This window comes from Ancylobacter sp. TW_SC_1, from assembly GCF_056836805.1.
Genome location: NZ_CM166365.1, coordinates 2843016 through 2867652, shown reverse-complemented (window position 1 = coordinate 2867652; position 24637 = coordinate 2843016). Strand labels below are relative to the sequence as shown.

Here is a 24637-nt window from a genome sequence, read left to right as displayed (position 1 = left end):
CGATCCCGGATCGGCCTGCGTCCGTGCAGGATGACGGCGTAGGCGGCCTGCCCTACCCCGCCGGCGCGAGCGGGCGCTCGCCGCGCCCATACACCTCGTCGGCCCGGGCCTCGAAAGCCTCCGCGAAACGCCGGAAGGCGGCGTCGAACATCGCGCCCATGAGCAGGCCGAGCGTGCGCGAGCGGAACTCGTAGGAGATGAAGAACTCGACGTCGCAGCTCCGCTCGTCCTGCGGCCTGAAGGTCCAGCGATTCTCCAGCCGGCTGAACGGGCCGTCGAGATATTCCACCACGATGGACAGCCGTGGCCGGTCGAGCGTGACGCGGCTGGTGAAGCTCTCGCGGAACATCTTGTAGGCTACGCTCATGTCGGCGACGAGGATGTCGACGCCCTCCCCGCTGGCCACGCGCCGGCGCACATGGAGGCTCTCGCACAGCGGCACGAATTCGGGATAGCGCTCGACGTCCGCCACCAATGCGAACATCTCGGCGGCGGAGTGGCGGACGTGCCGCCTGCTGCGGAAGGACGGCATGGCTCAGGCGTTGGCGAAAGCCGCCGCGCCCAGCTTGCCCGCGCGCGCCGCGCGCAGCCGGGCGAAATCCTCGCCGGCATGGTGCGACGAGCGCGTCAGCGGGCTCGACGACACCATCAGGAAGCCCTTGGCGTAAGCGACGGTCTCGTAGGACTTGAACTCCTCCGGCGTTACGAAGGCCATCACCGGATGGTGCTTGCGGGTCGGCTGCAGGTACTGGCCGATGGTCATGAAGTCGATATCCGCCGAACGCAGGTCGTCCATGAGCTGCAGCACCTCGTTGCGCACCTCGCCGAGGCCGACCATGATACCGGACTTGGTGAAGATGGACGGGTCCAGCTCCTTCACCCGCTGCAGCAGGCGCAGCGAATGGAAGTAGCGCGCGCCGGGCCGCACCTTGAGATACAGCGAGGGCACGCATTCGAGATTGTGGTTGAACACGTCCGGCCGCGCCTCGACCACCACTTCGAGCGCGCCGTCCTTGCGCAGGAAGTCCGGCGTCAGGATCTCGATCGTGGTTTTCGGGCTGGTGGCGCGGATGGCGCGGATGGTGCGGGCGAAGTGTTCGGCGCCGCCATCGGCGAGATCGTCGCGGTCGACCGAGGTGACGACGACGTGCTCGAGCCCGAGACGGGCGACGGCGTCGGCCACCTTCTGCGGCTCGTCCCGGTCCAGCGGGCCGGGCATGCCGGTGCGCACATTGCAGAAGGCACAGGCGCGCGTGCAGGTGTCGCCCATGATCATGAAGGTGGCGTGCTTCTTCTGCCAGCACTCGCCGATATTCGGGCAGCTCGCCTCCTCGCACACGGTGACGAGGCCGTTGGCGCGGACGATGTCCGCCGTCTCCTGCCAGCCCGGCGTGCCGGGCGCGCGCACACGAATCCAGTCCGGCTTCTTGAGCACCGGCGTCTCGGCCCGCTTCACCTTTTCCGGGTGACGGGGCTTTTCGAGAGCGCGATTGAGGGTGTTGAGAACGACGACCATTCGTTTTCCGCTCGCTGCACGCGACGCCCGGCAGGCTGGCCGGGTGCCCCACAGTTAAGCCTTGCCCGGCCCCGGCGAAAGAGCGCCGCCGACGCATCCGCCCCCTGCGGGACGCATGACGGCGGGACCTAGCCGAGGCCCCGCCCGCCGGAAATCACCGGCCGCGGACCTTGCGCCACAGGAACAGCACGATGATGGCGCCCACCGTGGCGGCGATCAGGGTGCGGAAGAAACCGAAGACCGGAATCGCCGCCATCTCGGCGAGGTACTTGCCGAGGAAGGCGCCGACCAGACCGAAGATGAGGTTGGCGAAAAGGCCGTGATCGCTCTCCGTCACCCGCTCGGCGATCCAGCCCGCCAGCAGGCCGATGACGATCATGGTGAACCAGCCGACGCCCGGCTCGTTCAGGGCCGAATAGGTCTCAATTTCCATCGCTGGCTCCCGCCCCACGGACCATGCGGTCCGCACTAGATATGGATGGCGCGCCCATACGCGTTGAGCACGCTCTCATGCATCGTCTCAGAAACCGTCGGGTGCGGGAAGACCGCGTTGATCAGCTCTTCCTCGGTGGTCTCCAGATTCATCGCCAGCACGAAGCCCTGGATGAGTTCGGTGACTTCCGCGCCGACGAGATGCGCGCCGAGCAGCCGGCCGGTCTTGGCGTCGAAGATGGTCTTCACCAGCCCCTCCGGCTCGCCGAGCGCCACCGCCTTGCCGTTGCCGATGAACGGGAAGCGGCCGACCTTGATCTCGAAACCGGCTTCCTTCGCCTTCTTTTCCGTCAGGCCGACGGAGGCGACCTGCGGCATGCAGTAGGTGCAGCCGGGAATCATCAGCTTGTCCATCGGGTGAGCGTGCTTGCCGGCGATGGCCTCGGCGGCGATCACGCCCTCATGCTCGGCCTTGTGGGCCAGCATGGGCGGGCCGGCGACGTCGCCGATCGCCCAGATGCCGGGCACGTTGGTGCGGCACAGCCCGTCGATCACCACGCAGCCGCGATCGGTCTTCACGCCGAGCTTCTCGAGGCCGAGATTCTCGATGTTGCCGACCACGCCGACGGCGGAGATCAGCCGGTCGGCGGTGATGGACTGGCTCTTGCCGTCCGCCGTCTCGACCGTGGCGGTGACGCTGTCGGCTCCCTTCACCACCTTGGAGACCTTGGCGCCGGAGAGGATCTTGATGCCCTGCTTCTCGAAGCGCTTGCGGGCGTGCTCGGCGATCTCCTCGTCCTCGACGGGAAGGATCTGCGGCAGCAGCTCGACGATCGTCACCTGCGAACCCATCGCGTGGTAGAACGACGCGAACTCGACGCCGATGGCGCCCGAGCCCATGATCAGCAGCGACTTCGGCACGCTGGCCGGCGCCAGCGCCTCGAAATAGGTCCAGACCAGCTTCTTGTCCGGCTCGATGCCGGGCAATGCGCGCGGGCGGGCGCCGGTGGCGATGACGATGTTCTTGGCGGTGTACTCGCCGGCCGGCAGCGCCCCCTTGGGAGCCCCCTCGCCGGCGGCGACGGAGACCTTGCCGGGGGCGGTGATGGTCGCCTGCCCCCAGATCACGTCGACCTTGTTCTTCTTCAACAGGAAGCCGACGCCATTGCTCATCTGCGCCGCGATGCCGCGCGAGCGCTTCACCACGCCGGCGATGTCGACGCCCGCCTTCTCGGCGATGAGGCCGTAGTCCTTGGCGTGCTCGATGTAGTGGAAGATCTCGGCCGAGCGCAGCAGCGCCTTGGCCGGGATGCAGCCCCAGTTCGGGCAGATGCCGCCGACATAGGAGCGCTCCACCACGCCGACCTTGAGGCCGAGCTGGGCGGCGCGGATGGCCCCGACATAGCCGCCGGGGCCGGAGCCGATGAAGAGGACGTCGTAATTGTTCGCCATGATCGTTCCTCAGACCAGCATCGACATCGGCTTTTCGATGATCTGCTTGAACGCGCCGATGAGCTGCGCGCCCATGGCGCCGTCCATCACGCGGTGGTCGCAGGATATGGTGACGGTCATCACCGTCGCCACGGCAAGCTCGCCCTTTTTCACAACGGCGCGCTGCTCGCTGGCGCCGACCGCGAGGATCGTCGCATGCGGCGGATTAATGATTGCCGTGAAGTCCTTGATTCCAAACATGCCGAGGTTCGAAATCGCCGACGAGCCGCCCTGATATTCGTGCGGCATCAGCTTCTTGTTGCGGGCGCGCGCCGCGAAGTCGCGGGTCTCGTTCGAGATGGTCGAGAGCGTCTTGGTCTCGGCCTTGCGGATGATCGGGGTCAGCAGGCCCTTGCCGCCGTCGATCGCCACCGCGACGCCGATGTCGGAGTGCTTCAGCTTGAGGTAGCGGTCGCCGCCCCACACCTGGTTGGCATCCGGCACCTGCTGGAAGGCGAGCGCATAGGCCTTGATGACGAAGTCGTTGACCGAGAGCTTGTAGGCCGGCTTGCCGTCCTTCTCGGGAGCCGCCTTGTTCAGCTCCTCGCGCAGCTTCAGCAGCGCGTCCATATCGCAGTCGACGGTGAGGTAGAAGGTCGGCACCGTCTGCCGGGCCTCGGCCATGCGCTGGGCGATGACGCGGCGCATGGCGTCGAGCGGCACTTCCTCGTAGGTGCCGGGCTCGTAGAACGCCTTCACCTGCTCCAGCAGCGCACTGTTCGACACCGGCGCGGCGGCGGCCGGTACGGAGGCCGGCGCAGCGGCGACCGGAGCCGCCTTGGCGGCACCGCCGACCGGCGCGGCCTCGACATCGGCGGCGACGATGCGGCCATGCGGGCCGGACCCCTTCACCCCGGCAAGGTCGACGCCCTTCTCCTTGGCGAGACGGCGTGCCAGCGGCGAGGAAAAGACCCGCTCGCCCGAGGCGTGTGCCGCCGCGGCCGGAGCCGCCGCGACAACCGGGGTCGGAGCGGGCTCGGGCGCCTTGGGCGCTTCGACCTTGGGCGCTTCAACCTTCGCGGGCTCGGCCTTCGGCGGTTCGGCCTTCGCCGGCGCCGCGCCGGCGCCGGCGGCAACCGCCTTCACATCCTCGCCGTCGGTGGCGAGCACCGCGATGAGCTGGTTCACCGGCACGTCGGCGGTGCCTTCCGGCACGACGATCCTGGCCAGCGTGCCCTCGTCAATGGCCTCGACTTCCATCGTGGCCTTGTCGGTCTCGATCTCGGCGATGACATCGCCGGGGGCGACCTTGTCGCCCTCCTTCTTCAGCCATTTGGCCAGATTGCCCTTCTCCATGGTGGGAGACAGGGCCGGCATCAGGATCTCGATGGACATGGCGATCTCCGGCCTCAGCGATAGGTCACGGCCCGGGCGGCGTCGACGACATCCTGCACCGACGGCAAAGCGAGCTTTTCGAGATTGGCGGCGTAGGGCATCGGCACGTCCTTGCCGGTGACGCGCAGCACGGGGGCGTCGAGATAGTCGAACGCCTTGGCCATGAGCTGGGCGACGATCTCCGCGCCGACGCCGGACTGGCTCCAGCCCTCCTCGACGGTGACGCAGCGCCCGGTCTTCTGCACGGAGGCGATGATGGTCTCGACGTCCATCGGACGGATGGTGCGCAGGTCGATCACCTCGGCCTCGATGCCGAGCTTGGACAGTTCCTCGGCCGCCTTCAGGGCATAGTTCATGCCGATGGACCAGGCCACCAGCGTCACGTCCTTGCCGGGGCGGGCGATCTTCGCCTTGCCGATCGGGACGACATAGTCGTCGAGCTTGGGCACCAGCGAGGAGTGACCGTAGAGAATCTCGTTCTCGAGGAAGATCACCGGGTTCGGATCGCGGATCGCCGCCTTGAGCAGGCCCTTGGCGTCGGCCGCCGTATAGGGCGCGATGACCCGCAGGCCGGGAATGTGGCTGTACCAGGAGGTGTAGTCCTGGCTGTGCTGGGCGGCGACGCGCGCGGCGGCGCCGTTCGGGCCGCGGAACACGATGGAGCAGTGCACCTGCCCGCCCGACATGTAGAGCGTCTTGGCGGCCGAATTGATGATCTGGTCGATCGCCTGCATGGCGAAGTTGAAGGTCATGAACTCGACGATGGGCTTGAGCCCCGCCATCGCCGCGCCGACGCCCACGCCGGCAAAGCCATGCTCGGTGATCGGCGTGTCGATGACGCGCCTTGCGCCGAATTCCTGCAGCAGCCCCTGGGTGATCTTGTAGGCGCCCTGATACTCGGCGACCTCCTCGCCCATGACGAAGACGTCGCCGTCGCGGCGCATCTCCTCGGCCATGGCGTCGCGCAGCGCCTCGCGCATGGTCTGGTTGACGAATTCGGTGCCTTCGGGAACGTCCGGCTCCGGCAGCGCTTCCGGCTGCGGCGGAGCGGCCACCGCCGAGGTGACGACCGCCGGGGCGGCGGGCGCCGAGCTGGCGACGGGCGAGGGCTCGAGCGGGGCGGCTGCGACCGGCGGCGCCGATTCGGCGGCCTTCGGGCTCGGCGCGCTCATCGCGCCTGCATCTTCGCCATCAGCGAGGATCACCGCGATGGGCGTGTTCACGGCGACATCCTGCGTGCCTTCCGGCACCAGGATCTTGCCGAGCGTGCCCTCGTCGATGGCCTCGACTTCCATGGTCGCCTTGTCGGTCTCGATCTCGGCGATCACGTCGCCGGACTTGACCGTGTCGCCCTCTTTCTTGAGCCACTTGGCGAGATTGCCCTTCTCCATGGTGGGAGACAGGGCAGGCATGAGAACTTCGGTCGGCATGGCGGCGTTCCCCAAAGAAACGTGCGTCAGAAATCGCGCGTCACTGCGTCGGTGCCGGAAGCACGAACGTCAGGTTGCTGTAGACGGCCATCGAGGCGATGGCGATGAGAATGGCAATGAAGAAGGCGACCATCATCTTGTTGAGCGTGGTCGCCGTCGCGGTCGAGGTGCCGGCTGCCTGCCGCGCCCCGAAGGGCCACAGCGCAGCCTGCGCGAAACCGACCACGCCGGCGCGGTTCGCCCGGAGCACGCCGAAGGCGAGCCGGGCCGCCAGGACCCAGAGCACCGCGGCCGCCGAGACGCCGGCGACGACGCAGACCCAGAAGAACTCGACCAGCATCGGCCCGCGCTCAGCGCAGGATATCGGTGTAGAGCTCGGACGGGTCCGGCTCCGGGTCGGCGCTGGCGAAATCCGCCGCCGCGTTCATCTGGTCGCGCAGCTCGGCGTCGATCGCCTTGAGCTCCTCCTCGGTGGCCCACTTCTTTTCCAGAAGGCGGTTGCGCACCTGCTCGATCGGATCGTGCTCGGTGCGCATCTTCTGCACCTCCTCCTTCGACCGATACTTGGCCGGATCGGACATGGAGTGGCCGCGATAGCGGTAGGTCAGCATTTCGAGGATGTAGGGCCCCTTGCCGGAGCGGGCGAACTCGACCGCGCGCTCGCCGGCGGCCTTCACCGCGCGCACATCCATGCCGTCGACCTGCTCGCCGGGAATGTTGAAGGAGGTGCCGCGCCTGGAGAAATCGGTCTGGGCGGAAGCGCGGTTCACCGCGGTGCCCATGGCGTAGTGGTTGTTCTCGATGATGTAGACGACCGGCAGCTTCCAGAGCTCCGCCATGTTGAAGCTCTCATAGACCTGGCCCTGATTGGCGGCGCCGTCGCCGAAATAGGCCAGGGTGACATTGCCGTTGTCGCGGTAGTGGTTGGCGAAGGCGAGGCCGGTGCCGAGGGACACCTGCGCGCCGACGATGCCGTGGCCGCCGAAGAAGCCCTTCTCGGTGCTGAACATGTGCATCGAGCCGCCCTTGCCCTTGGAATAGCCGCCGCGCCGGCCGGTCAGCTCGGCCATGACGCCCTTCGGATCCATGCCGCAGGCGAGCATGTGGCCGTGGTCGCGATAGCCGGTGATGACCTGGTCGCCCTCCCTGAGGGCCGACTGCATGCCGACGACGACGGCCTCCTGGCCGATATAGAGATGGCAGAAGCCGCCGATGAGGCCCATGCCGTAGAGCTGGCCCGCCTTCTCCTCGAAACGGCGGATCTCAAGCATCCGGCGATAGGCTTCGAGTTCCTCGGCCTTCGTGAACTCGGGAACCGACGCCGTCTTCTCCGACCGGCGGGCCGGGCTTTTCGCGGCGGCCTTGGCAGGGGCTTTCGGGCTGGCGGTTTTTCCGACGGCCGATTTCTTGGCGGCGACTACCATGGCGCATCCTCAGCTCGGGATTGGTCGACGAGCTTCATAACGCACCTTTACCGCCCGCGCTACGCGCACAACGCAATGCTGCGGCGCACAACATGTTGTCAGCGCAATGGTTTCCGTCTCTGAACCGAATTTAAGTTAAAATACCTGTTTAACTCAATTCAAGTTAAGCTTCTGGAATTCCGACGTTTCCCATGAAGATGTTCCTGGCATGCCAGTGCATGCCCTGTCCGACGAATATTTGGTTTATCGCGCTTGCGGCGCCGCAGGGGCGCGCAACAGCACCAGATCCCTGGGGTTGATGAGGTTGAGCAGCGCGCGCGCCTGCTCGTCCAGCATGTCGGCATCGACCAGATCGGGAGAGAGCAGCCGCACCTTCGCCTCGAGCGCCACGCGCTGGGCATGCAGCCGGTCGCGCTCCTCGGTGAGGTCGGCGTGCTGCTTTTCGAAGGAGCGGCGGGCCAGCAGGCCGTATTGGCCGTTATAGCCCTGGAAGGCGAAATAGCCGACCAGAGCCGCGGCCCCGAGATGCAGGGTGACGGTCTGGAAAATGGAGCGCCAGCGGGTACGTATGATCATGGAAACGGAGCCTAACCGGCGTCGGTTGAGGCTCCGTTAACCGTGTCGGCCGGAAGCGCGCTTCCGGGATAAATCAGCCGATCAGGCGAGCGCCTTCAGCGCGGCGCGGCCGGCATAGATCGCCTGCGGGCCGAGCTCCTGCTCGATGCGCAGCAGCTGGTTGTACTTGGCGGTACGGTCGGAGCGCGCCAGCGAGCCGGTCTTGATCTGCCCGCAATTGGTGGCCACCGCGAGGTCGGCGATGGTCGAATCCTCGGTCTCGCCCGAACGATGCGACATCACCGCCGTGTAGCCGGCCTTGTGCGCCATCTCGACGGCGTTGAGCGTCTCGGTCAGCGAGCCAATCTGGTTGACCTTCACCAGGATCGAATTGGCGACACCCTGCTTGATGCCGGCTTCGAGCCGCGTGACGTTGGTGACGAACAGGTCGTCGCCGACCAGCTGGCACTTCGAGCCGATGGTGTCGGTGAGGAGCTTCCAGCCCTCCCAGTCATCCTCGGCCATGCCGTCCTCGACGGTGCAGATCGGGTAGCGGGCGACGAGATCGGCGAGGTACTTCACCTGCGTCTCGATATCGCGAACGACGCCCTCGCCCTCATAGTCGTACTTGCCGTTCTTGAAGAACTCGGTCGAGGCGCAGTCGAGGCCGATGAACACGTCCTCGCCCGGCTTGTAGCCGGCGGTCTCGATCGCCTTCATCACGAAGGCAAGGGCCGCGTCGGCGGAAGGCAAGTTCGGCGCGAAGCCGCCCTCGTCGCCGACATTGGTGTTGTGGCCGGCGTCCTTGAGGGCCTTCTTCAGCGTGTGGAAGATCTCCGCGCCGGTGCGCAGGCCTTCCGCGAAGGTCGGCGCGCCGACCGGCAGGATCATGAATTCCTGGAAGTCGATCGGGTTGTCGGCATGGGCGCCGCCATTGACGATGTTCATCATCGGCACCGGCAGCACGCGGGCATTGACGCCGCCGACATAGCGGTAGAGCGGCAGGTCGCGGGCAGCGGCGGCCGCCTTGGCCAGCGCCAGCGACACGCCGAGGATGGCATTGGCGCCCAGGCGCGCCTTGTTCGGCGTGCCGTCGAGCTCGATCAGGATCTGGTCGATGGCCGGCTGGTCTTCGGCGTCCATGCCGCCGATGGCGTCGAAGATCTCGCCGTTCACCGCGTCGACCGCCTTGGTCACGCCCTTGCCGAGATAGCGCCCCTTGTCGCCGTCGCGCAGCTCGACGGCCTCATGCGCGCCGGTCGAGGCGCCGGAGGGAACGGCGGCGCGGCCCGTGGAGCCGTCTTCCAGCACCACATCCACCTCGACGGTCGGATTGCCGCGGCTGTCCAGAATTTCACGCCCAACGATATCGACGATGGCGGTCATGCGTTTCCCCACTTCTCAACTCGGCCAGGATGGTCGACGCGCTTCTACTCCGGCGATGTGACATGCGAAAGAGGTGCCAGCGACATATAGCCCCGACTCCCCGACCCGCAGGAGCCACCCATGAACGACACCACCGACGGCCCGATGCAGCTTGGCCGCGCCAGCGCCCTGCCCGCCTCGCCCGAGGAGGCCGTGCTCGACCGCGTCCCCAATCCGCACCCGGACACGCGATACGTGGCGCGCTTCACCGCCCCGGAATTCACCTCGCTCTGCCCCGTCACCGGACAGCCCGACTTCGCGCAGCTGGTGATCGACTACGTGCCGCAAGGCTGGCTGGTCGAATCGAAATCGCTGAAGCTCTATCTCGCCAGCTTCCGCAACCATGGCGCCTTCCACGAGGACTGCACGGTCGCCATCGGCCTGCGCCTGCGCGATCTCCTCGCGCCGCACTGGCTGCGCATCGGCGGCTACTGGTACCCGCGCGGCGGCATTCCGATCGATGTGTTCTGGCAGAGCGGCACCCCGCCCGAGGGCGTATGGCTGCCGGACCAGGGCGTTCCGCCCTATCGCGGACGGGGCTAGGAAGCGCCGCCCCCTGATGAACGTCATCCTGAGGTGCCCGGCCAGCGGCCGGGCTTCGAAGGACGCTCATCCTGGTGCGCCGAGGGCGGGCAGCCTTCGAGGCTCGCTGCGCTCGCTCATCAGGATGACGGCGCGAGGGGGGAGAAAGGGGCGGGGCCCGTGTGTCATTACCCTCGTCATCCCGGACGGCCGCAGGCCGATCCGGGATCGCTGGAGGGGAAAGCGGCCTGCGATCCCGGCTCTCCGCTTCGCTGCGGCCGGGATGACGGCGTAACAGGACGCGCCGCTACTCCACCGTCACCGACTTGGCGAGGTTGCGCGGCTGGTCGACATCCGTGCCCATCACCACCGCCGTATGATAGGCGAGAAGCTGGATCGGGATGGCATAGACCAGCGGCGTCACCAGCGGATTCATGTCCGGCAGCACCAGCGTCGCCTCGGTCTCCAGCGACGCGTGCTTCGCGCCGGTCTCGTCGGTGATGAGGATGATGCGCCCGCCGCGCGCCGCCACTTCCTGCATGTTCGACATGGTCTTCTCGAACACCGCGTCGTGCGGGGCGATCACCACCACCGGCATGTTTTCGTCGATCAGCGCAATCGGCCCGTGCTTGAGCTCGCCGGCGGCGTAGCCCTCGGCGTGGATGTAGGAGATTTCCTTCAGCTTCAGCGCGCCCTCCATCGCCAGCGGATAGGAGGTGCCGCGGCCGAGATAGAGCACGTCCTTGGTCTTGGCGAAGGTGCGGGCGAGATGCTCGATGTCGGGACCCAGATCGAGCGCCCGGTTCATCAGGCGCGGCACCTCGACCAGCGCATGGACCAGACCGCGCTCCTCCTCCAGCGAGAGGACGCCGCGTGCGCGGCCGGCCGCCACCGCGAGGGCGGCCAGCGTGGCGAGCTGGCAGGTGAAGGCCTTGGTGGAGGCGACGCCGATCTCCGGCCCGGCGAGCGTGGGAAGCACGGCGTCCGCCTCGCGGGCGATCGTCGAGGTCGGCACGTTCACCACGGCGAGCAGGTGCTGCTTCTCCTGCCGGGCATAGCGCAGCGAGGCCAGCGTGTCGGCGGTCTCGCCCGACTGCGAGATGACGATGGACAGGCCGTTCGCCGGCAGCGGCGCCTCGCGGTAGCGGAACTCGGAAGCGACGTCGATCTCGACCGGCAGGCGGGCGTAGCGCTCGAACCAGTATTTGGCGATGAGCCCCGCATAATAGGCCGTGCCGCAGGCGGCGATGGAGACCCGTTCGAGCGTCGTGAAGTCGAACGGCAGGTCCGGCAGTTGCACGGTCTCGTTGGCCATGTCGAGATAGTGCGCCAGCGTGTGCGCCACCACCTCGGGCTGCTCGTGCATTTCCTTCGCCATGAAGTGGCGGAAATTGCCCTTCTCGACCAGGAAGGCGGTGGCGGTGGTCTTCTGCACCGCGCGCTCGACGCGCCGGTTGGAGGAATCGCGGATCTCGATGCCCTGCCGGCGCAGCACCGCCCAGTCGCCATCGTCGAGATAGGAGATGGTGTCGGTGAAGGGCGCCAGCGCGATGGCGTCCGAGCCGAGATACATTTCGCCATTGCCATAGCCGATGGCGAGCGGGCTGCCCCTGCGGGCGCCGATCATCAGGCCGTCCTCGCCATCGAAGAGGAAGGCGAGCGCGAAAGCGCCCTGCAGGCGCGGCAGGGCCGCCGCCACCGCGTCGACCGGACCCAGCCCGCCGCGCATTTCGCGCGTCACCAGATGGGCGACCACCTCGGTGTCGGTCTCGCTCTCGAAATTCGCGCCCGACCCGAGCAGTTCGTCCCGCAGCTCGCGGAAATTCTCGATGATGCCGTTATGGACCACCGCAACCTCGGTGGTGGCGTGCGGATGGGCATTGGCGACGCTCGGCCGGCCATGCGTCGCCCAGCGCGTGTGGCCGATGCCGATGCGCCCTTCGAGCGGCGCCTCGCGCAGAACGGCCTCCAGATTGCGCAGCTTGCCCTCGGCGCGGCGGCGGGCGATGTGCCCCTTGTCCAGCGTGGCGATGCCGGCGGAATCGTAGCCGCGATACTCCAGCCGCTTCAGCGATTCGACCAGCCGGTCGGCGACCGGCGCGGTGCCGACGATGCCGATGATTCCACACATGATCCGGGCCCTTCCCTGAAGCGACGATCCGCGAGGCTAGGACGCAGGGTTTAACCGCCCGTCACCGCAGTGCAGAAATCAATTCGAATGTCCCTTCGTATCGCCCGCATCGTGTCATTTCTTCGGCGCGAGGCCGGCCGAGAGACGGGCGCGCAGCCGCGCCGCCAGGCCCGGCTTGTTGACCTGCCGGGCGCGACCGATCGCCAGCGCGTCCGCCGGCACGTCCTCGGTGATCACCGAGCCGGTACCGAGATAGGCGCCATCGCCCACGCTCACCGGCGCCACCAGCAGGCTGTTGGTGCCGACGAAGGCGTTGGCGCCGATGGTGGTGCGGTGCTTGCGGAAGCCGTCATAATTGCAGGTAATGGTGCCGGCGCCGATGTTGGTGTTCGCCCCGACGCTGGTATCGCCGACATAGGAAAGGTGGTTGACCTTGACGCCCGGCGCGAGGTCGGACGCCTTGATCTCCACGAAATTGCCGATATGCACCCCCTGCCCCAGCTCCGCGCCGGGGCGCAGGCGGGCAAACGGCCCGACGATGGCGCCGGGGCCGACATGCGCGCCCTCGACATGACTGAAGGCGCGGATGGTGGCGCCGTCCTCGACATGAACGCCCGGACCGAAGAAGACGTTCGGCTCGATGACCACGTCGCGGCCCAGGCGCGTATCGGCGGAGAAGAACACGGTGTCCGGCGCGACCAGCGTCGCGCCGCCCTCCAGCGCCCGCCGGCGCAGGCGCTGCTGCAGGATCGCCTCGGCCTCGGCGAGCTGGGCGCGGCTGTTGACGCCGACCACCTCGTCCGCCGCCGCCTCGCAGACCGCCGCCGCGCGGCCCAGCGCGCGGGCGGCCTCGACCGCGTCCGGCAGATAGAATTCGCGCTTGGCGTTGGCATCGCCGATGCTGTCGAGAATGGCGAGCGCGGCGCGGCCGTCCAGCGCCATCAGGCCGGCATTGCACAGGCCGATGGCCCGCTCGGCCGCGCTGGCGTCCTTCTCCTCGCGGATGGCAACGAGCGCGCCGTCCTCGGTCACCAGCCGGCCATAGCCGAACGGATCTTCCGGGCGGAACCCCAGCACGGACACCGCCGCACCATCGGCGAGCGGGCCGCGCAGCGCGCCGATGGTCTCGGGCCGGACCAGCGGGGTATCGCCATACATGACCACGACGTCGTCATAGCCGCGCTCCAGCGCCGCCCGCGCGGCCAGCACCGCATGCGCGGTACCGCGCCGTTCGGCCTGCACGAAAACCTCCGCCTCGGGCGCCATGCGGCGCACCTCGGCGGCGACCCGGTCGTGGTCGGGGCCGATCACGACGGCGAGCTGCGCGGCGCCGGCGGCGAGCGCGGCATCCAGCACATGCGAGACCATCGGCCGGCCCGCCACCGCGTGCAGCACCTTCGGCAGGGAGGACAGCATGCGGGTGCCCTCCCCGGCTGCGAGAACAATGACGAGAAGCTGGCGCATCGCGAACTCCGGAGATCGGCGGAAGGCGAAGGCGGCGGACCCGCCCTGACGTGTGCGCGGTATCTAGCCTGCCTCGCGCATCGGCGAAAGGGAGCCCCGAAAGGCCCGGCGACGACAGGGGGCGAAGCGTGTATCAGGACGCATCATGGATCATCCTCCCCAGGCCACCCTCGATGCCCCGCACAGCGTGTCCCACGATCCCCGGGCGCTGTTCGCATTGCTGGCGATGCCGCTCTTCTTCTCGACCAACCTGATCGTCGGCCGGGCGGTGGTCGGTGTGGTGCCGCCCTGGTCGCTCGCCTTCTGGCGCTGGTCCATCGCGGCGGCGATCCTCCTGCCGATCGCCGGCGGCGCCCTGATCCGCCATCGCCATGTGCTGCGCGCGCAGTGGCGGCGCCTGCTCGTGCTCGGCCTGCTCGGCATGGTGCTGTGCGGCGGCAACGTCTATGTCGCGCTGGAGCACACCACGGCGACCAACGCGACGCTGATCTACACCACCTCCACCCTCATGATCGTGGTGCTCGACTCGGCGCTGCGGCGCCAGGCGCTGCCGGCGGTTCAGCTCGCCGGAACGCTGGCGGGCTTCGCCGGCATCGCGCTGATCACCGTGCACGGCGAACCGGGCCGGCTGCTCGGCCTGCATTTCAACATGGGCGATTTCGGCATCCTGGTCGCCTCGATCGCCTGGGCGATCTATTCGCTGATGCTGCGCGACAGCCCGCTGACGCGGCTGGGCGGGCTGACGACCTTCACCGCCAATGCCATCGCCGGCGCCGTGCTGCTGGCGCCGTTCGCGCTGTGGGAAGCGTTGAGCGGCGCGCCGCAGCCGGACAGTCTGGAAGCGTGGGGCGCCATCGTGTTCCTGGCGATCTTCCCCTCGGTGCTCGCCTTCACCCTGTTCCTGTTCTGCGTGCGCACGGCCGGCGCGCCGATGACCGCGACATTCCTCTACCTCATGCCGGTCTATGGCGTGCTGCTGGCCGTCCTGCTGCTCGGCGAGGAACTGCATCTCTACCACGCCGTCGGCTTCGTGCTGATCCTCGGCGGGGTGATCCTGGCGACCCGGCGGCGCCCGCCGGCACATTGATCGGGACGTCGGCGTGTGCGATGCAGCAGAGCATCGGAGAAGGACCCTGACCGTGGCTCATCGCAGCTTCCTGCCCGGCGCCCGCGCCAGTAATGTCATCATCGCCCTCGGCGCCTTCGCGCTCGGCTGGGCGATCTACATGCGCTACGCGCTGGTCGAGCAGTCGGCCGTCGGCCTCGCCTGCCGCGGCGCGGAGACCATGACCTGCGAGACGCGCGCGCTGGTGATCGCCGCGTTCAGCCATTCGGTCTTCGGCATCACCGCCCTGGTCGCCGCGACGATCCAGCTCATCCGCCCCTCGCTGGTGATGTTCACCATCGCGCTGATGGCCAGCTGCGTCGGACTGGTGATCTACAATAACGGCCTCGCCGGGCTCGCCGGCGGGCTGCTGCTCATATCCTTCGCCCGGCCGTGGCGAGGCGCCAGAGGGTGAAGGCCAGCACCACGAGCAGGCTGCCGGTCCACAGCGCCTGCCAGTTCGCCAGCGTTTCGTTCAGCGCGACATAGAGCCCGCTGAAGAGGAAAATGGCGGCGGCGATGGTTTCCGCCTGCCGCCCCTCCCCGCCGCGCCGCGCACCGGCCACGAGCGCGTAGAAGGCGAAGGCGGTGATGATCGGGGTCAGCCCGGCGAACTGGAAATCCTTGTAGCGCGGGTCGAACACCAGACCGAAGGCGATCTGCGCCGCCAGCACGATGGAGGCGGCCAGAAGAAGCGCGAGAACACGGTCGACGAAGGGCGCGTCCGGTGTCGCTTCGGTGTTGAGCGCCAGCGTCAGGGTCACGCGGCGCGCGCGCCGGCCGATCGCCGCCGCGCAGGCCAGCGGCACCGTCACCGCCAGTACGACCAGCGCCCCACCGCGTATCCAGCCGCCGACGCCGAGGCTCTCCGCCGGCACTGAGGCGAGCAACCGGCCGATCATCAGCCCGGCGAAGAAGGCGACACCCGTCACCGCCGACCATTCGCGCATGCCGAGCGGCCGGCCGCCGGCGCGCCGGCCGGCATGTCCCGCCACAGCGAACACGGCGGCGGCGAACAGCACGCCGACCAGCGCCTGGAGCGGCCAGGCCGGGTGGTCCGACACCGGCTCGCCCCAGGTGAACTTGAACTCGCGCGTATAGGCGTCGAGGAAGCCCCAGTGCCCGCCGACCGTGCCTTCCAGCACCCGCTTCCACGGCTGGTCGAACGCCTCGATGACGTTGAGGCGGTAATGCTTGGCCTTGGCCAGCGCGAGCAGCTCCTGGATCACGTTCGCCTGGTTCGAGGGCGACGGCAGCGCGCCCTCGCGCATGCGCCCCTCGCTGGGCCAGCCGGTCTCGCCGATGAGGATGTCCTTGCCGGCGAAGACCTCGCCCACATGCTCGCGGATCTCGCCGAGATGGGCGACCGAATCCTCGGCGGGAACCGGCATGTCCTCCCAGAAGGGCAGGATGTGGACGGTGACGAAATCGACCGAGTCGGCCAGCGCGCGGTTGCGCTCCCAGAATTCCCAGACATCGGCATAGGTGACGTCGACGCCGGGCGGGACCTTCGCCTTCACCTCCTTGAGGAAGCCGGCGATGTCGTTGGCGGACTGCTCGCCGCGCAGCAGCACCTCATTGCCGACGATGACGGCCTTGACGACATCGGGGTTCTCCCGCGCCAGCTTGATCCCCCCGTCAATCTCCGCCCGGTTGCGCAGCGGATCGGCCGCGATCCAGATGCCCTGCAGCACGGTCAGGCCGTGCTTGCGCGCCAGTTCCGGTACGGCCGAGAGGCCGGCCTGGATCGAGGAATAGGTGCGCACGCACTGGGTGATCTTCGAGAGCCGGGCGAGGTCGTCGTCGATCTGCGCCGGAGAAAAGGCGACATCTTCGCTGAACGGGGTCTGACCGGGACGAAATGGCGCATAGGAGACGCAGGGCAGCTTCTCGCCCGCTATCAGCGGCGAGACAGGCGCCGGCACAGGCTGCCCGAGCCACGCCCAGACGGCGACGATGGCCATGCCGACAATGACGGCAAGGGCGAGGGGCAGTCGCATGCGAGGGGTCTCCGCGATTGAGCTCGTTCGGCGCGTTCACCCTGCCGGGTAAAGGTGCTTTGGCGCTGCGGCAAGAGGCGCATGCAAAGCGGCGGAATTTTGCGCTGCCCACACACCGTGGACATGTGCCGTCATGCTGACAAATTCGGTAGGTTCTCCTACTGTCTTCGCCGGACCGGTGTTTCCTCTTTTGCGTGTGACGTTTCCCCCATGTTGTGCTCCGTACGTCCCCTCGCCGCTGCGCTGCTCGGCGGCTTCATCCTGACAGCCGCCATTCCCGGCGGCGCGTTCGCCCAGAGCACCTCGCAGGAGCAAAAGCCTGCCGAGCAGAAGTCGCCGGAGGAGCAGGCGAAGGAGGAGGCGCTGCGCCGCTCCGTGGAGGAATACGCCGAGGCGGCGAAGCTGCCGGGCAATGCCGGCCTGCCGGAATGCGTGTGGAGCGGCCGGCGCATCGCCATGCTGCTGTGGCGCGACGACATCGACACCGCCCGCCGCCACCTCGAACTCTACGAGCGCTTCGGCTGCCCGACCGAACACCTGAAGATCGCGTTCCGCTGCCTCGTCCGTCAGGGCAACATCGACAGCAAGGCTCAGGAGCGCCTGTCCGAGCGGGTGCACGCCTGCTGGGTCAATCCCGACGCCCCTCCGCCGGCCTCGGCGCCCGCGCAACCCACGCCGCCTGCGCAATAATTCCGCTACGCGGCCCATGCCACGACACCCGCGTGACATGGGCTTGCCACAGTGCGGAACCAATATCCATTTCGCCGCGTTTGCAGAAGCGAAACGGCATTTTCGAAAGACGCATCGCGTGTGACGCGATGCGGCGAAGATCGTGCTGCAACTGCGTTAAAACTGTACTATATTCCGCCCGTCACCCTTACCTCCTTCGTGGGTTTGTCTCATGCGCCCCGCTGTTCGTGTCGCTGCCGCTGCGGTTGCGGTCGCCACGTGCGTAAATGCTCTTGTCTGGTTCGCCCTGCGCGAGGAGGTAACGGCACCCGCCGTCACCGACCGCTTCCAGAGCATGTCCTTCGCGCCCTATGGGCGTGACGCGAACCCCGACAAGGGGCAGCCGACCAATGAGGCGCAGATCCGCGCGGACGTCGCCGCGGTCGCTCCCTATACCCGCGCGGTGCGCACCTATGCCTCGACCGGCAATCTCGATCTCGTCGCGAAGATCGCCGGCGAGAAGGGGCTGAAGACCACGGTCGGCGCCTGGCTGGACGAGGACGAGGACCGCAACGAGCGCGAGATCGCCAACGCGATCGACGCCGCGAAGAAGAACTCCAACGTCGTCGGCATCGTGGTCGGCAACGAGTCGATCCTGCGCGCCGAGCGCACGCCCGAGCAGCTCATCGAGACCATTCGCCGCGTGAAGCGCGAGACCAGCGTGCCGGTGACGACGGGCGAGACGTGGGACGTCTGGCTCGATCATCCCGAGCTGGTCTCCGCGGTCGACTACATCGCCGCCCACATGCTGCCCTACTGGGAAGGCGTGACGCCCGAGCAGGTGGTCGACCACACGATCGCCATCTATGACCGGCTGCGCGCCACCTATCCCGGCAAGCGCATCGTCATCGCCGAGTTCGGTTGGCCGAGCCAGGGCTATAACCGCGACAGCGCGGTCCCCGGCGAGATCGAGCAGGCGCAGATCATCCGCACCTTCGCCGCACGCGCCGACGCGCTCGGCATCGAATACAACCTCATCGAGGCGTTCGACGCGCCGTGGAAGAGCTTCGAGGGCAGCGTCGGCCAGTACTGGGGCCTTCTCGACGCCGACCGCGAGCTCAAATTCCCGCTCTCCGGCCCGATCACCCCGTCGACCTATACGGCGACCGCCGCCATCGCGCTGCTGCTCGGCATCGCCTTCTCGATCCCGGTCTTCCGCTTCGCCCAGCTGACATTGACGCAGGCGCTGGTGATGGTCGGCGCGGCGAACCTCGTCGGCGCCTGGATCGCCACGGTGACCGACCACTGGCTCACGCATTATGTGGTGGGCGGCAACAAGGTGACGTTCGTCGTCAGCCTGGTCCTGCTCGTGCCGCTGGTCGTCGTCATGCTCTATCGGGTCGAGGAACTCGCCACGATCGCTTTCGGCCGCACGCCGCGGCGCCTGCTGCGCGCCGCGACCGGGACTCCTCCGTCGCGCACGCCCAAGGTCTCGATCCACATCCCGGCCTACAAGGAACCGCCGGAGATGCTGAAGCAGACGCTGGACAGCGTCGCGCGGCTCAACTGGCCGAACTTCGAGTGCCTGGTCATCATCAACAACACGCCGGACCCGGCCTTCTGGGAGCCGATCGAGGCCTATTGCCGCGAGCTGGGTGACCGCTTCAAGTTCATCAACCTGCCGAAGGTCGCGGGCTTCAAGGCCGGCGCGCTGCGCGCCGCCATGCTGGAGACCGCGCCGGACGCCGAGATCATCGGCATCATCGACGCCGACTACACCGTCGCGCCGAACTGGCTCATGGACCTCGTCCCCACCTTCGAGGATCCCACCGTCGGCATCGTGCAGGCGCCGCAGGACCACCGCGACGCCGACCGCAGCCTGCTGCACGAGGCGATGAACACCGAATATGCCGGCTTCTTCGACATCGGCATGGTCCAGCGCAACGAGCATGACGCCATCGTCGTGCACGGCACCATGTGCCTGATGCGCCGCGCCGCCATGGTCGAGGCCGGCGACTGGTCGAGCGACACGATCTGCGAGGACACCGATCTCGGGCTCGCCATCGTCGAGCGCGGCTGGAAGAGCCACTACACCAACACCCGCTATGGCTGGGGCCTGCTGCCGGACGACTTCGCCTCGTTCAAGAAGCAGCGCCACCGCTGGGCCTATGGCGGCATGCAGATCATCCGCAAGCACTGGCACCGCATGCTGCCGAATGCCGGCACGCGCCTCACCCCGGCCCAGCGCCGCGAGTTCACCATCGGCTGGGTGAGCTGGCTCGGCTCGGAGAGCGTCGGCGCCGCGGTGGCGATCCTGTCGCTGCTGTGGGTGCCCTTCGTGCTCGGCATCGGCATCGCCGTGCCGCAGCGCATCCTCACCATCCCGATCCTGTTCTGCTTCGGCATCTATGTGCTGCACTTCATCGCGCTCTACCGGCTGCGCGTGGCGACGACGCCGGTGCGCATGATCGGCGCGTCCTTCGCGGCGATGGCGGTGCAGTTCACGGTGGCGAAGGCGGTCTATGACAGCTTCCGCTACAAGGACCTCGCCTTTGCCCGCACCGCCAAGGGAAGCTGGCTGGCGGACGCCGCCCGCGCCTTCCCGGCCCTGCCGGAGGCGGTGATCGGATCGGGCCTGATGCTCTCGGCGATCGCCCTGCGCATGACGAACTGGCACGCGGTGGTGGAGGTCGACCTGTTCGCCCTGGCCCTCGCCATCCAGAGCCTGCCTTTCCTGGCCGCCGCCGGCATTGGCTGGCTGGAGGGCTCGACGCTGAACTCCTTCGTCACCTGGAGCGCGCTGCGCGCCCGCGCCCTGGCGCTGCTGCCCGGCCGCACCGCACAGCCGGAAGCGATGCCTGAGAAGATCAGCAGCTGAGCGCGCGGTTCGCGACGCACATGAAAAAAGGCCCGGAAGCGATTCCGGGCCTTTCGTTTTCCGAAGTCGGGGATTTCGCGATCAGGCGGCCGGCTCGAATGTCAGCGTCGCGCCGAGCGCGGCCTTCGGCCCGATGACCATCAGCCCCTCGATCTCCTCGGCCGCCATGCGCGAAGACGAGACGCGCTTCCGCAGCCGGTCGAAATCGGCCACCTTGAAGCGGATCGCGGCGAGGCGCAGGCCCGGCCCTCCCGGCGCGGCGACCCCGAATCGTTCGGTAAACAGCGCCTCGCTCATCAGGTCGATGTCGCCCCGCGGCGTCCTGGCGATGTACCAGCCCTCCACCGCGCGGCGCAGTTCCGTGCCGGCGAAGACGCCCAGAAACGCCAGATGCTCGGCCGGGTCCGGCGCCGTCAGCACCACGCCGGCGACGCCTTCCGTTCCGTTCATGTGCCGCTGGAGATCCGGCGACCAGAAATTCTCCGGGTGATGCTGCAGGCAAGTGAAGAAGCCGGCATGCGGCGAGGCGGCCTCGCGCGCGAAGGCGAGCGAGAACGACACCTCGACGGCCGACCCGTCCAGCCGCTTGCCCTCGCGTGCGAAGTCGAACACGTCGAGGCCGCCAAAGCCGGCCGCGTCGAACTCCAGCTTGTCGGCGGCCGGATCGCGGCCCTCCAGCACCAGCATGGACAGGCCGGAGCCGTGCTCGGCGAGGAAGTCGCGGTTGAAGGCGCCGAAGGAGAAGGTTGTCTCGCCAGGAGGCCGGATATTGTCCGGCTCGGCGATCTCGAGCAGTTCGACGAAGAAACCCGGCGTCTGGATGAGCCGGTTGTCCGTGCCCCAGGGGTGGCGATTGCGGGTGCCGACGGTGAAGCCGAGCATGTCGTAGAGCTCTCCCGCAGCTTCGAGATCGCGGACGACATGGACGACGTGATCAAGACCGCGAGACAACGGCGCCTACCTTTCCATTCGGCCGGCGGCGCGCGTCGCGCGTCCGGCCTGGATTGAACAGGTGGCAATCAGAGCACGGGCCGGATGGGTGAATCCAGCCTCGATTGCCAGCATGGGGCGATTGACGTCGGTATGTGCCCCGCGGTCATCGGAGCGGCAGGCGGGCCACGCCGGCGTGGCCCGTTCGAGCCGGCTAGAACAGCCGGCTCTGCACCGCCGCCGCGCCGACGAAGGACGCGAAGAGCGGGTGCGGCTCGAAGGGGCGTGACTTCAGCTCGGGGTGGAACTGCACGCCGACGAACCAGGGATGGTCGGGATATTCGATGATCTCCGGCAGCAGCCCGTCCGGCGACAGGCCGGAGAAGCGCATGCCGCAGGCCTCCAGCCGGTCGCGATAGGCCATGTTGACCTCGTAGCGGTGGCGGTGGCGTTCCGAGATCGTCGTGCTCGCATAGATGTCCGCCACCCGGCTGCCCTCGGCCAGCGCGGCCGGATAGGCGCCGAGCCGCATGGTGCCGCCGAGATCGCTGCTGATGCCGCGCCGCTCCAGCTCGTTGCCGCGCAGCCATTCGGTGAGCAGGCCGACCACCGGCTCGTCGGTGGGGCCGAACTCGGTCGAATTGGCCTTGTCGACCCCGGCCAGGTTCCGGGTGGCCTCGATCACCGCCATCTGCATGCCGAAGCAGATGCCGAGATAGGGCACGCGCCGCTCGCGGGCGAACTGCGCCGCGCGGATCTTGCCCTCGGCGCCGCGCTGGCCGAAGCCGCCGGGCACGAGGATGCCGTGCACGTGCTCGAGGAACGGCGCGGGGTCCTCGCGCTCGAAGATCTCGCTCTCGATCCAGTCGAGATTGACGCGGACATTGTTGGCGAGGCCGCCATGGGTCAGCGCCTCGATGAGCGACTTATAGGCGTCCTTCATGCCGGTGTACTTGCCGACGATGGCGATGGTCACCGAGCCTTCCGGGTTGCGGATGCCGGCCTCGACCTTCTTCCAGCGCGTGAGATCCGGCTCGGGTACCGGCTCGATGCCGAAGGCGGCGAGCACTTCCGTGTCGAGCCCCGCCTCGTGATAGGCGGACGGCACGGCATAGATGCTGTCGGCGTCGCGCGCCTCGATCACCGCGCTCTCGCGGACATTGCAGAACAGGCCGAGCTTGCGGCGCTCCTCGCGCGGAATTTCGCGGTCGGTGCGGCAGAGCAGGATGTCCGGCGCGATGCCGATGGAGCGCAGCTCCTTCACCGAGTGCTGGGTCGGCTTGGTCTTCAGCTCGCCGGCCGAGGGGATGAAGGGCAGCAGCGTGAGGTGGATGTAGATGCAGTGCTTGCGCGGCAGCTCGTTGCCGACCTGGCGGATCGCCTCCAGGAACGGCATCGCCTCGATGTCGCCGACCGTGCCGCCAATCTCCACCAGCACGAAGTCATAGCCTTCGTTGCCGGTAAGGATGAATTCCTTGATCGCGTTGGTGACGTGCGGAATCACCTGGATGGTGGCGCCGAGATAGTCGCCGCGCCGCTCCTTGGCGAGGATGTCCTGATAGATCCGCCCGGTCGTGATGTTGTCCTGCTTGGTCGCCGGACGGCCGGTGAATCGCTCGTAGTGACCGAGGTCGAGGTCGGTCTCGGCGCCGTCGTCGGTGACGAAGACTTCGCCGTGCTGATACGGGCTCATCGTGCCCGGATCGACGTTGAGGTAGGGGTCGAGCTTGCGCAGCCGTGTCTTGTAACCACGGGCCTGCAGCAATGCACCGAGTGCGGCGGAGGCGAGGCCCTTGCCAAGCGAGGACACGACGCCGCCGGTGATGAAAATGTAGCGCGCCATGGAATTCGGTTTCTACCGGCAAAAACGCGATTCGACGAGTGCCCGTTTTGCCGAACGGGCACTCGCCTGTGGGTAAACGAAACGCGGCGCCGATTCAGCGCCGCGCCGGGATCACTGCGACTGCGGAGCCTGCGGTACCGCGGGAGCGGCGGGCGGCGCGGGCTGGGCGCCCTTGAGCTGATCCAGCACGGAGCCGCCAGGACCAGGCGCGGCGGGCGCGCCGGGAACGGTGCTCGCGGGGGTGAAGATCGTGGTGGGGCCACGGCCCCAGCCGGCGAGGATGGTCAGCGACAGGCTGGTGACGAAGAACAGGCCCGCCAGGATGGCCGTCGCGCGGGTCAGCACATTGGCCGTACCGCGCGCGCTGAAGAAGCCACCGCCGCCACCGCCACCACCACCGATGCCCAGACCGCCCCCTTCCGAACGCTGGATCAGCACGACGCCGATCAGGGCCAGCACGACCATGAGATGGATGACGATGATAACGGTTTGCATCTGATGCCTTCAAAATGCTCGTGCAGCGGCAGGCGAGTCCTATGCCGAACCCGGCCCGCCGCACTCTTTGGGCGCGTTCCTACACGATTGCGTCCGGCGTTTCCAGCCGGCCGCGCGCCGTAATGACCGCCTATAGATAGGCGCGGGCGATGGCGAGAAAAGACTCGGCCTTCAAACTCGCTCCCCCGACCAGCGCGCCGTCCACATCGGCGACGGCGAGGATTTCGGTGGCGTTGTCCGGTTTCACCGAACCGCCATAGAGCAGGCGGATCGACTCGCCCTCCCCGCCGAAGCGCGCCGTGAGCGCCTCGCGCATGGCGCCGTGCATCTCGGCGATGTCCGCGAGCGTCGGCGTCAGCCCGGTGCCGATGGCCCAGACCGGCTCATACGCCACGACGAGGTCGGCGCCGGTCGCGCCCTCGGGGATCGAGCCTTCGAGCTGGCCGCGCACGATGGCGAGAGCCTTGCCCGCCTCGCGCTCGGCCCGCGTCTCGCCGACGCAGACGATCGCCAGGATGCCGGCGCGCCGCGCCGCCTCGGCCTTGGCGCGGACCTGCGCGTCCGTCTCCTTGTGATCCTGCCGGCGCTCGGAATGGCCGACGATGACCGCGCTCGCGCCCGCATCGGCCAGCATCTCGGCGGAAATGTCGCCGGTATGGGCGCCGCAGGCGTCCGCATGGCAATCCTGTCCGCCAAGGCCGACGCCGGTGCCCGTCGCACTCGCCGCGAAGCCCGCCAGCAGCGTCGTCGGCGGGCAGACGAGGAGATCGGACCTCGACCTCAACCCGTCATCATAGCCCTCGACGATACGGCCGAACTCGGCGATCGACGCCGTGAGTCCATTCATCTTCCAATTGCCGGCAACCAGGGGGCGACGCACCGTCATACCGTTCTCAACTCCTGCACCTCAAACGCCGCGAAATCCCCTCTTAACAGACTGACGCGGCGTTAGCAGCGGCTTTTGCCGTGGGTAAATGGCGCATGAGTGCCGT

The 24637-nt window shown here is 67.9% G+C and carries 22 protein-coding genes; 5 read left to right on the top strand and 17 right to left on the bottom strand.

Annotation, left to right across the window (positions count from 1 at the left end; genetic code table 11):
• Nucleotides 1-52 precede the first annotated feature (52 nt).
• From AC1PZ7_RS13230 to eno, 10 genes are all read right to left on the bottom strand, one after another.
• Nucleotides 53-532, bottom strand: coding sequence for a type II toxin-antitoxin system RatA family toxin (locus AC1PZ7_RS13230; RefSeq protein WP_482355685.1), 480 nt, complete (start codon nt 530-532; stop codon nt 53-55).
• Nucleotides 533-535: 3 nt separating this feature from the next.
• A complete protein-coding gene (lipA, locus tag AC1PZ7_RS13225) occupies nt 536-1516 on the bottom strand; it encodes a lipoyl synthase (RefSeq protein WP_482355684.1) in 981 nt (326 codons plus the stop codon).
• A gap of 154 nt (nt 1517-1670) precedes the next feature.
• The gene (locus AC1PZ7_RS13220) at nt 1671-1949 is read right to left on the bottom strand and encodes a GlsB/YeaQ/YmgE family stress response membrane protein (RefSeq protein ID WP_482355683.1); all 279 of its coding nucleotides are present in this window, start codon (nt 1947-1949) and stop codon (nt 1671-1673) included.
• A 35-nt stretch (nt 1950-1984) separates the two neighbouring features.
• Entirely contained in the window at nt 1985-3400 is a 1416-nt protein-coding gene (gene lpdA / locus AC1PZ7_RS13215; RefSeq protein ID WP_482355682.1) for a dihydrolipoyl dehydrogenase, read from the bottom strand.
• Between the two features lie 9 nt (nt 3401-3409).
• The gene (locus AC1PZ7_RS13210) at nt 3410-4774 is read right to left on the bottom strand and encodes a pyruvate dehydrogenase complex dihydrolipoamide acetyltransferase (RefSeq protein ID WP_482355681.1); all 1365 of its coding nucleotides are present in this window, start codon (nt 4772-4774) and stop codon (nt 3410-3412) included.
• A gap of 14 nt (nt 4775-4788) precedes the next feature.
• Nucleotides 4789-6204: a pyruvate dehydrogenase complex E1 component subunit beta gene (locus AC1PZ7_RS13205; RefSeq protein ID WP_482355680.1), complete on the bottom strand. Its 1416-nt coding sequence runs from the start codon at nt 6202-6204 to the stop codon at nt 4789-4791.
• A gap of 40 nt (nt 6205-6244) precedes the next feature.
• Entirely contained in the window at nt 6245-6544 is a 300-nt protein-coding gene (locus AC1PZ7_RS13200) for a hypothetical protein (protein ID WP_482355679.1), read from the bottom strand.
• A gap of 10 nt (nt 6545-6554) precedes the next feature.
• On the bottom strand, nt 6555-7628 hold the full coding sequence (gene pdhA, locus AC1PZ7_RS13195) for a pyruvate dehydrogenase (acetyl-transferring) E1 component subunit alpha (RefSeq protein WP_482355678.1): 1074 nt from the start codon (nt 7626-7628) through the stop codon (nt 6555-6557).
• Between the two features lie 243 nt (nt 7629-7871).
• Nucleotides 7872-8204, bottom strand: coding sequence for an FtsB family cell division protein (locus AC1PZ7_RS13190; protein ID WP_482355677.1), 333 nt, complete (start codon nt 8202-8204; stop codon nt 7872-7874).
• A gap of 81 nt (nt 8205-8285) precedes the next feature.
• A complete protein-coding gene (gene eno, locus AC1PZ7_RS13185; protein WP_482355676.1) occupies nt 8286-9569 on the bottom strand; it encodes a phosphopyruvate hydratase in 1284 nt (427 codons plus the stop codon).
• Between the two features lie 120 nt (nt 9570-9689).
• On the opposite strand from eno, the gene queF reads away from it, so the two are divergent.
• Complete coding sequence (gene queF / locus AC1PZ7_RS13180; protein WP_482355675.1) at nt 9690-10151, top strand: preQ(1) synthase; 462 nt, start codon at nt 9690-9692, stop codon at nt 10149-10151.
• A 286-nt stretch (nt 10152-10437) separates the two neighbouring features.
• On the opposite strand, the gene glmS is transcribed toward queF, so the two are convergent.
• Both glmS and glmU read right to left on the bottom strand, forming a co-directional pair.
• Entirely contained in the window at nt 10438-12261 is a 1824-nt protein-coding gene (gene glmS, locus AC1PZ7_RS13175; protein ID WP_482355674.1) for a glutamine--fructose-6-phosphate transaminase (isomerizing), read from the bottom strand.
• Nucleotides 12262-12375: 114 nt separating this feature from the next.
• On the bottom strand, nt 12376-13725 hold the full coding sequence (gene glmU / locus AC1PZ7_RS13170; RefSeq protein ID WP_482355673.1) for a bifunctional UDP-N-acetylglucosamine diphosphorylase/glucosamine-1-phosphate N-acetyltransferase GlmU: 1350 nt from the start codon (nt 13723-13725) through the stop codon (nt 12376-12378).
• Between the two features lie 145 nt (nt 13726-13870).
• Between glmU and AC1PZ7_RS13165 the strand changes: the two genes are divergently transcribed.
• Nucleotides 13871-14812 (top strand): DMT family transporter, encoded by a 942-nt coding sequence (locus tag AC1PZ7_RS13165; RefSeq protein ID WP_482355672.1) that lies wholly within the window; start codon nt 13871-13873, stop codon nt 14810-14812.
• A gap of 52 nt (nt 14813-14864) precedes the next feature.
• The gene (locus AC1PZ7_RS13160) at nt 14865-15245 is read left to right on the top strand and encodes a hypothetical protein (protein WP_482355671.1); all 381 of its coding nucleotides are present in this window, start codon (nt 14865-14867) and stop codon (nt 15243-15245) included.
• On the opposite strand, the gene AC1PZ7_RS13155 is transcribed toward AC1PZ7_RS13160, so the two are convergent.
• A complete protein-coding gene (locus AC1PZ7_RS13155) occupies nt 15205-16830 on the bottom strand; it encodes a glycoside hydrolase family 17 protein (RefSeq protein WP_482355670.1) in 1626 nt (541 codons plus the stop codon). The two genes, AC1PZ7_RS13160 and AC1PZ7_RS13155, sit on opposite strands and share 41 nt — an antisense overlap.
• A 210-nt stretch (nt 16831-17040) precedes the next feature.
• Between AC1PZ7_RS13155 and AC1PZ7_RS13150 the strand changes: the two genes are divergently transcribed.
• Both AC1PZ7_RS13150 and AC1PZ7_RS13145 read left to right on the top strand, forming a co-directional pair.
• Nucleotides 17041-17520, top strand: coding sequence for a hypothetical protein (locus AC1PZ7_RS13150; RefSeq protein ID WP_482355669.1), 480 nt, complete (start codon nt 17041-17043; stop codon nt 17518-17520).
• A gap of 211 nt (nt 17521-17731) precedes the next feature.
• A complete protein-coding gene (locus AC1PZ7_RS13145) occupies nt 17732-20377 on the top strand; it encodes a glycosyltransferase (RefSeq protein ID WP_482355668.1) in 2646 nt (881 codons plus the stop codon).
• An 81-nt stretch (nt 20378-20458) separates the two neighbouring features.
• Here the strand turns inward: AC1PZ7_RS13145 and AC1PZ7_RS13140 are convergent, their stop codons facing one another.
• From AC1PZ7_RS13140 to tpiA, 4 genes are all read right to left on the bottom strand, one after another.
• Nucleotides 20459-21328 (bottom strand): VOC family protein, encoded by an 870-nt coding sequence (locus AC1PZ7_RS13140; protein WP_482355667.1) that lies wholly within the window; start codon nt 21326-21328, stop codon nt 20459-20461.
• A 193-nt stretch (nt 21329-21521) separates the two neighbouring features.
• A complete protein-coding gene (locus AC1PZ7_RS13135; protein WP_482355666.1) occupies nt 21522-23150 on the bottom strand; it encodes a CTP synthase in 1629 nt (542 codons plus the stop codon).
• 111 nt (nt 23151-23261) lie between these two features.
• Complete coding sequence (gene secG, locus AC1PZ7_RS13130; protein WP_482355665.1) at nt 23262-23645, bottom strand: preprotein translocase subunit SecG; 384 nt, start codon at nt 23643-23645, stop codon at nt 23262-23264.
• A gap of 130 nt (nt 23646-23775) precedes the next feature.
• Entirely contained in the window at nt 23776-24531 is a 756-nt protein-coding gene (gene tpiA, locus AC1PZ7_RS13125; protein WP_482355664.1) for a triose-phosphate isomerase, read from the bottom strand.
• Between the last annotated feature and the right edge of the window lie 106 nt (nt 24532-24637).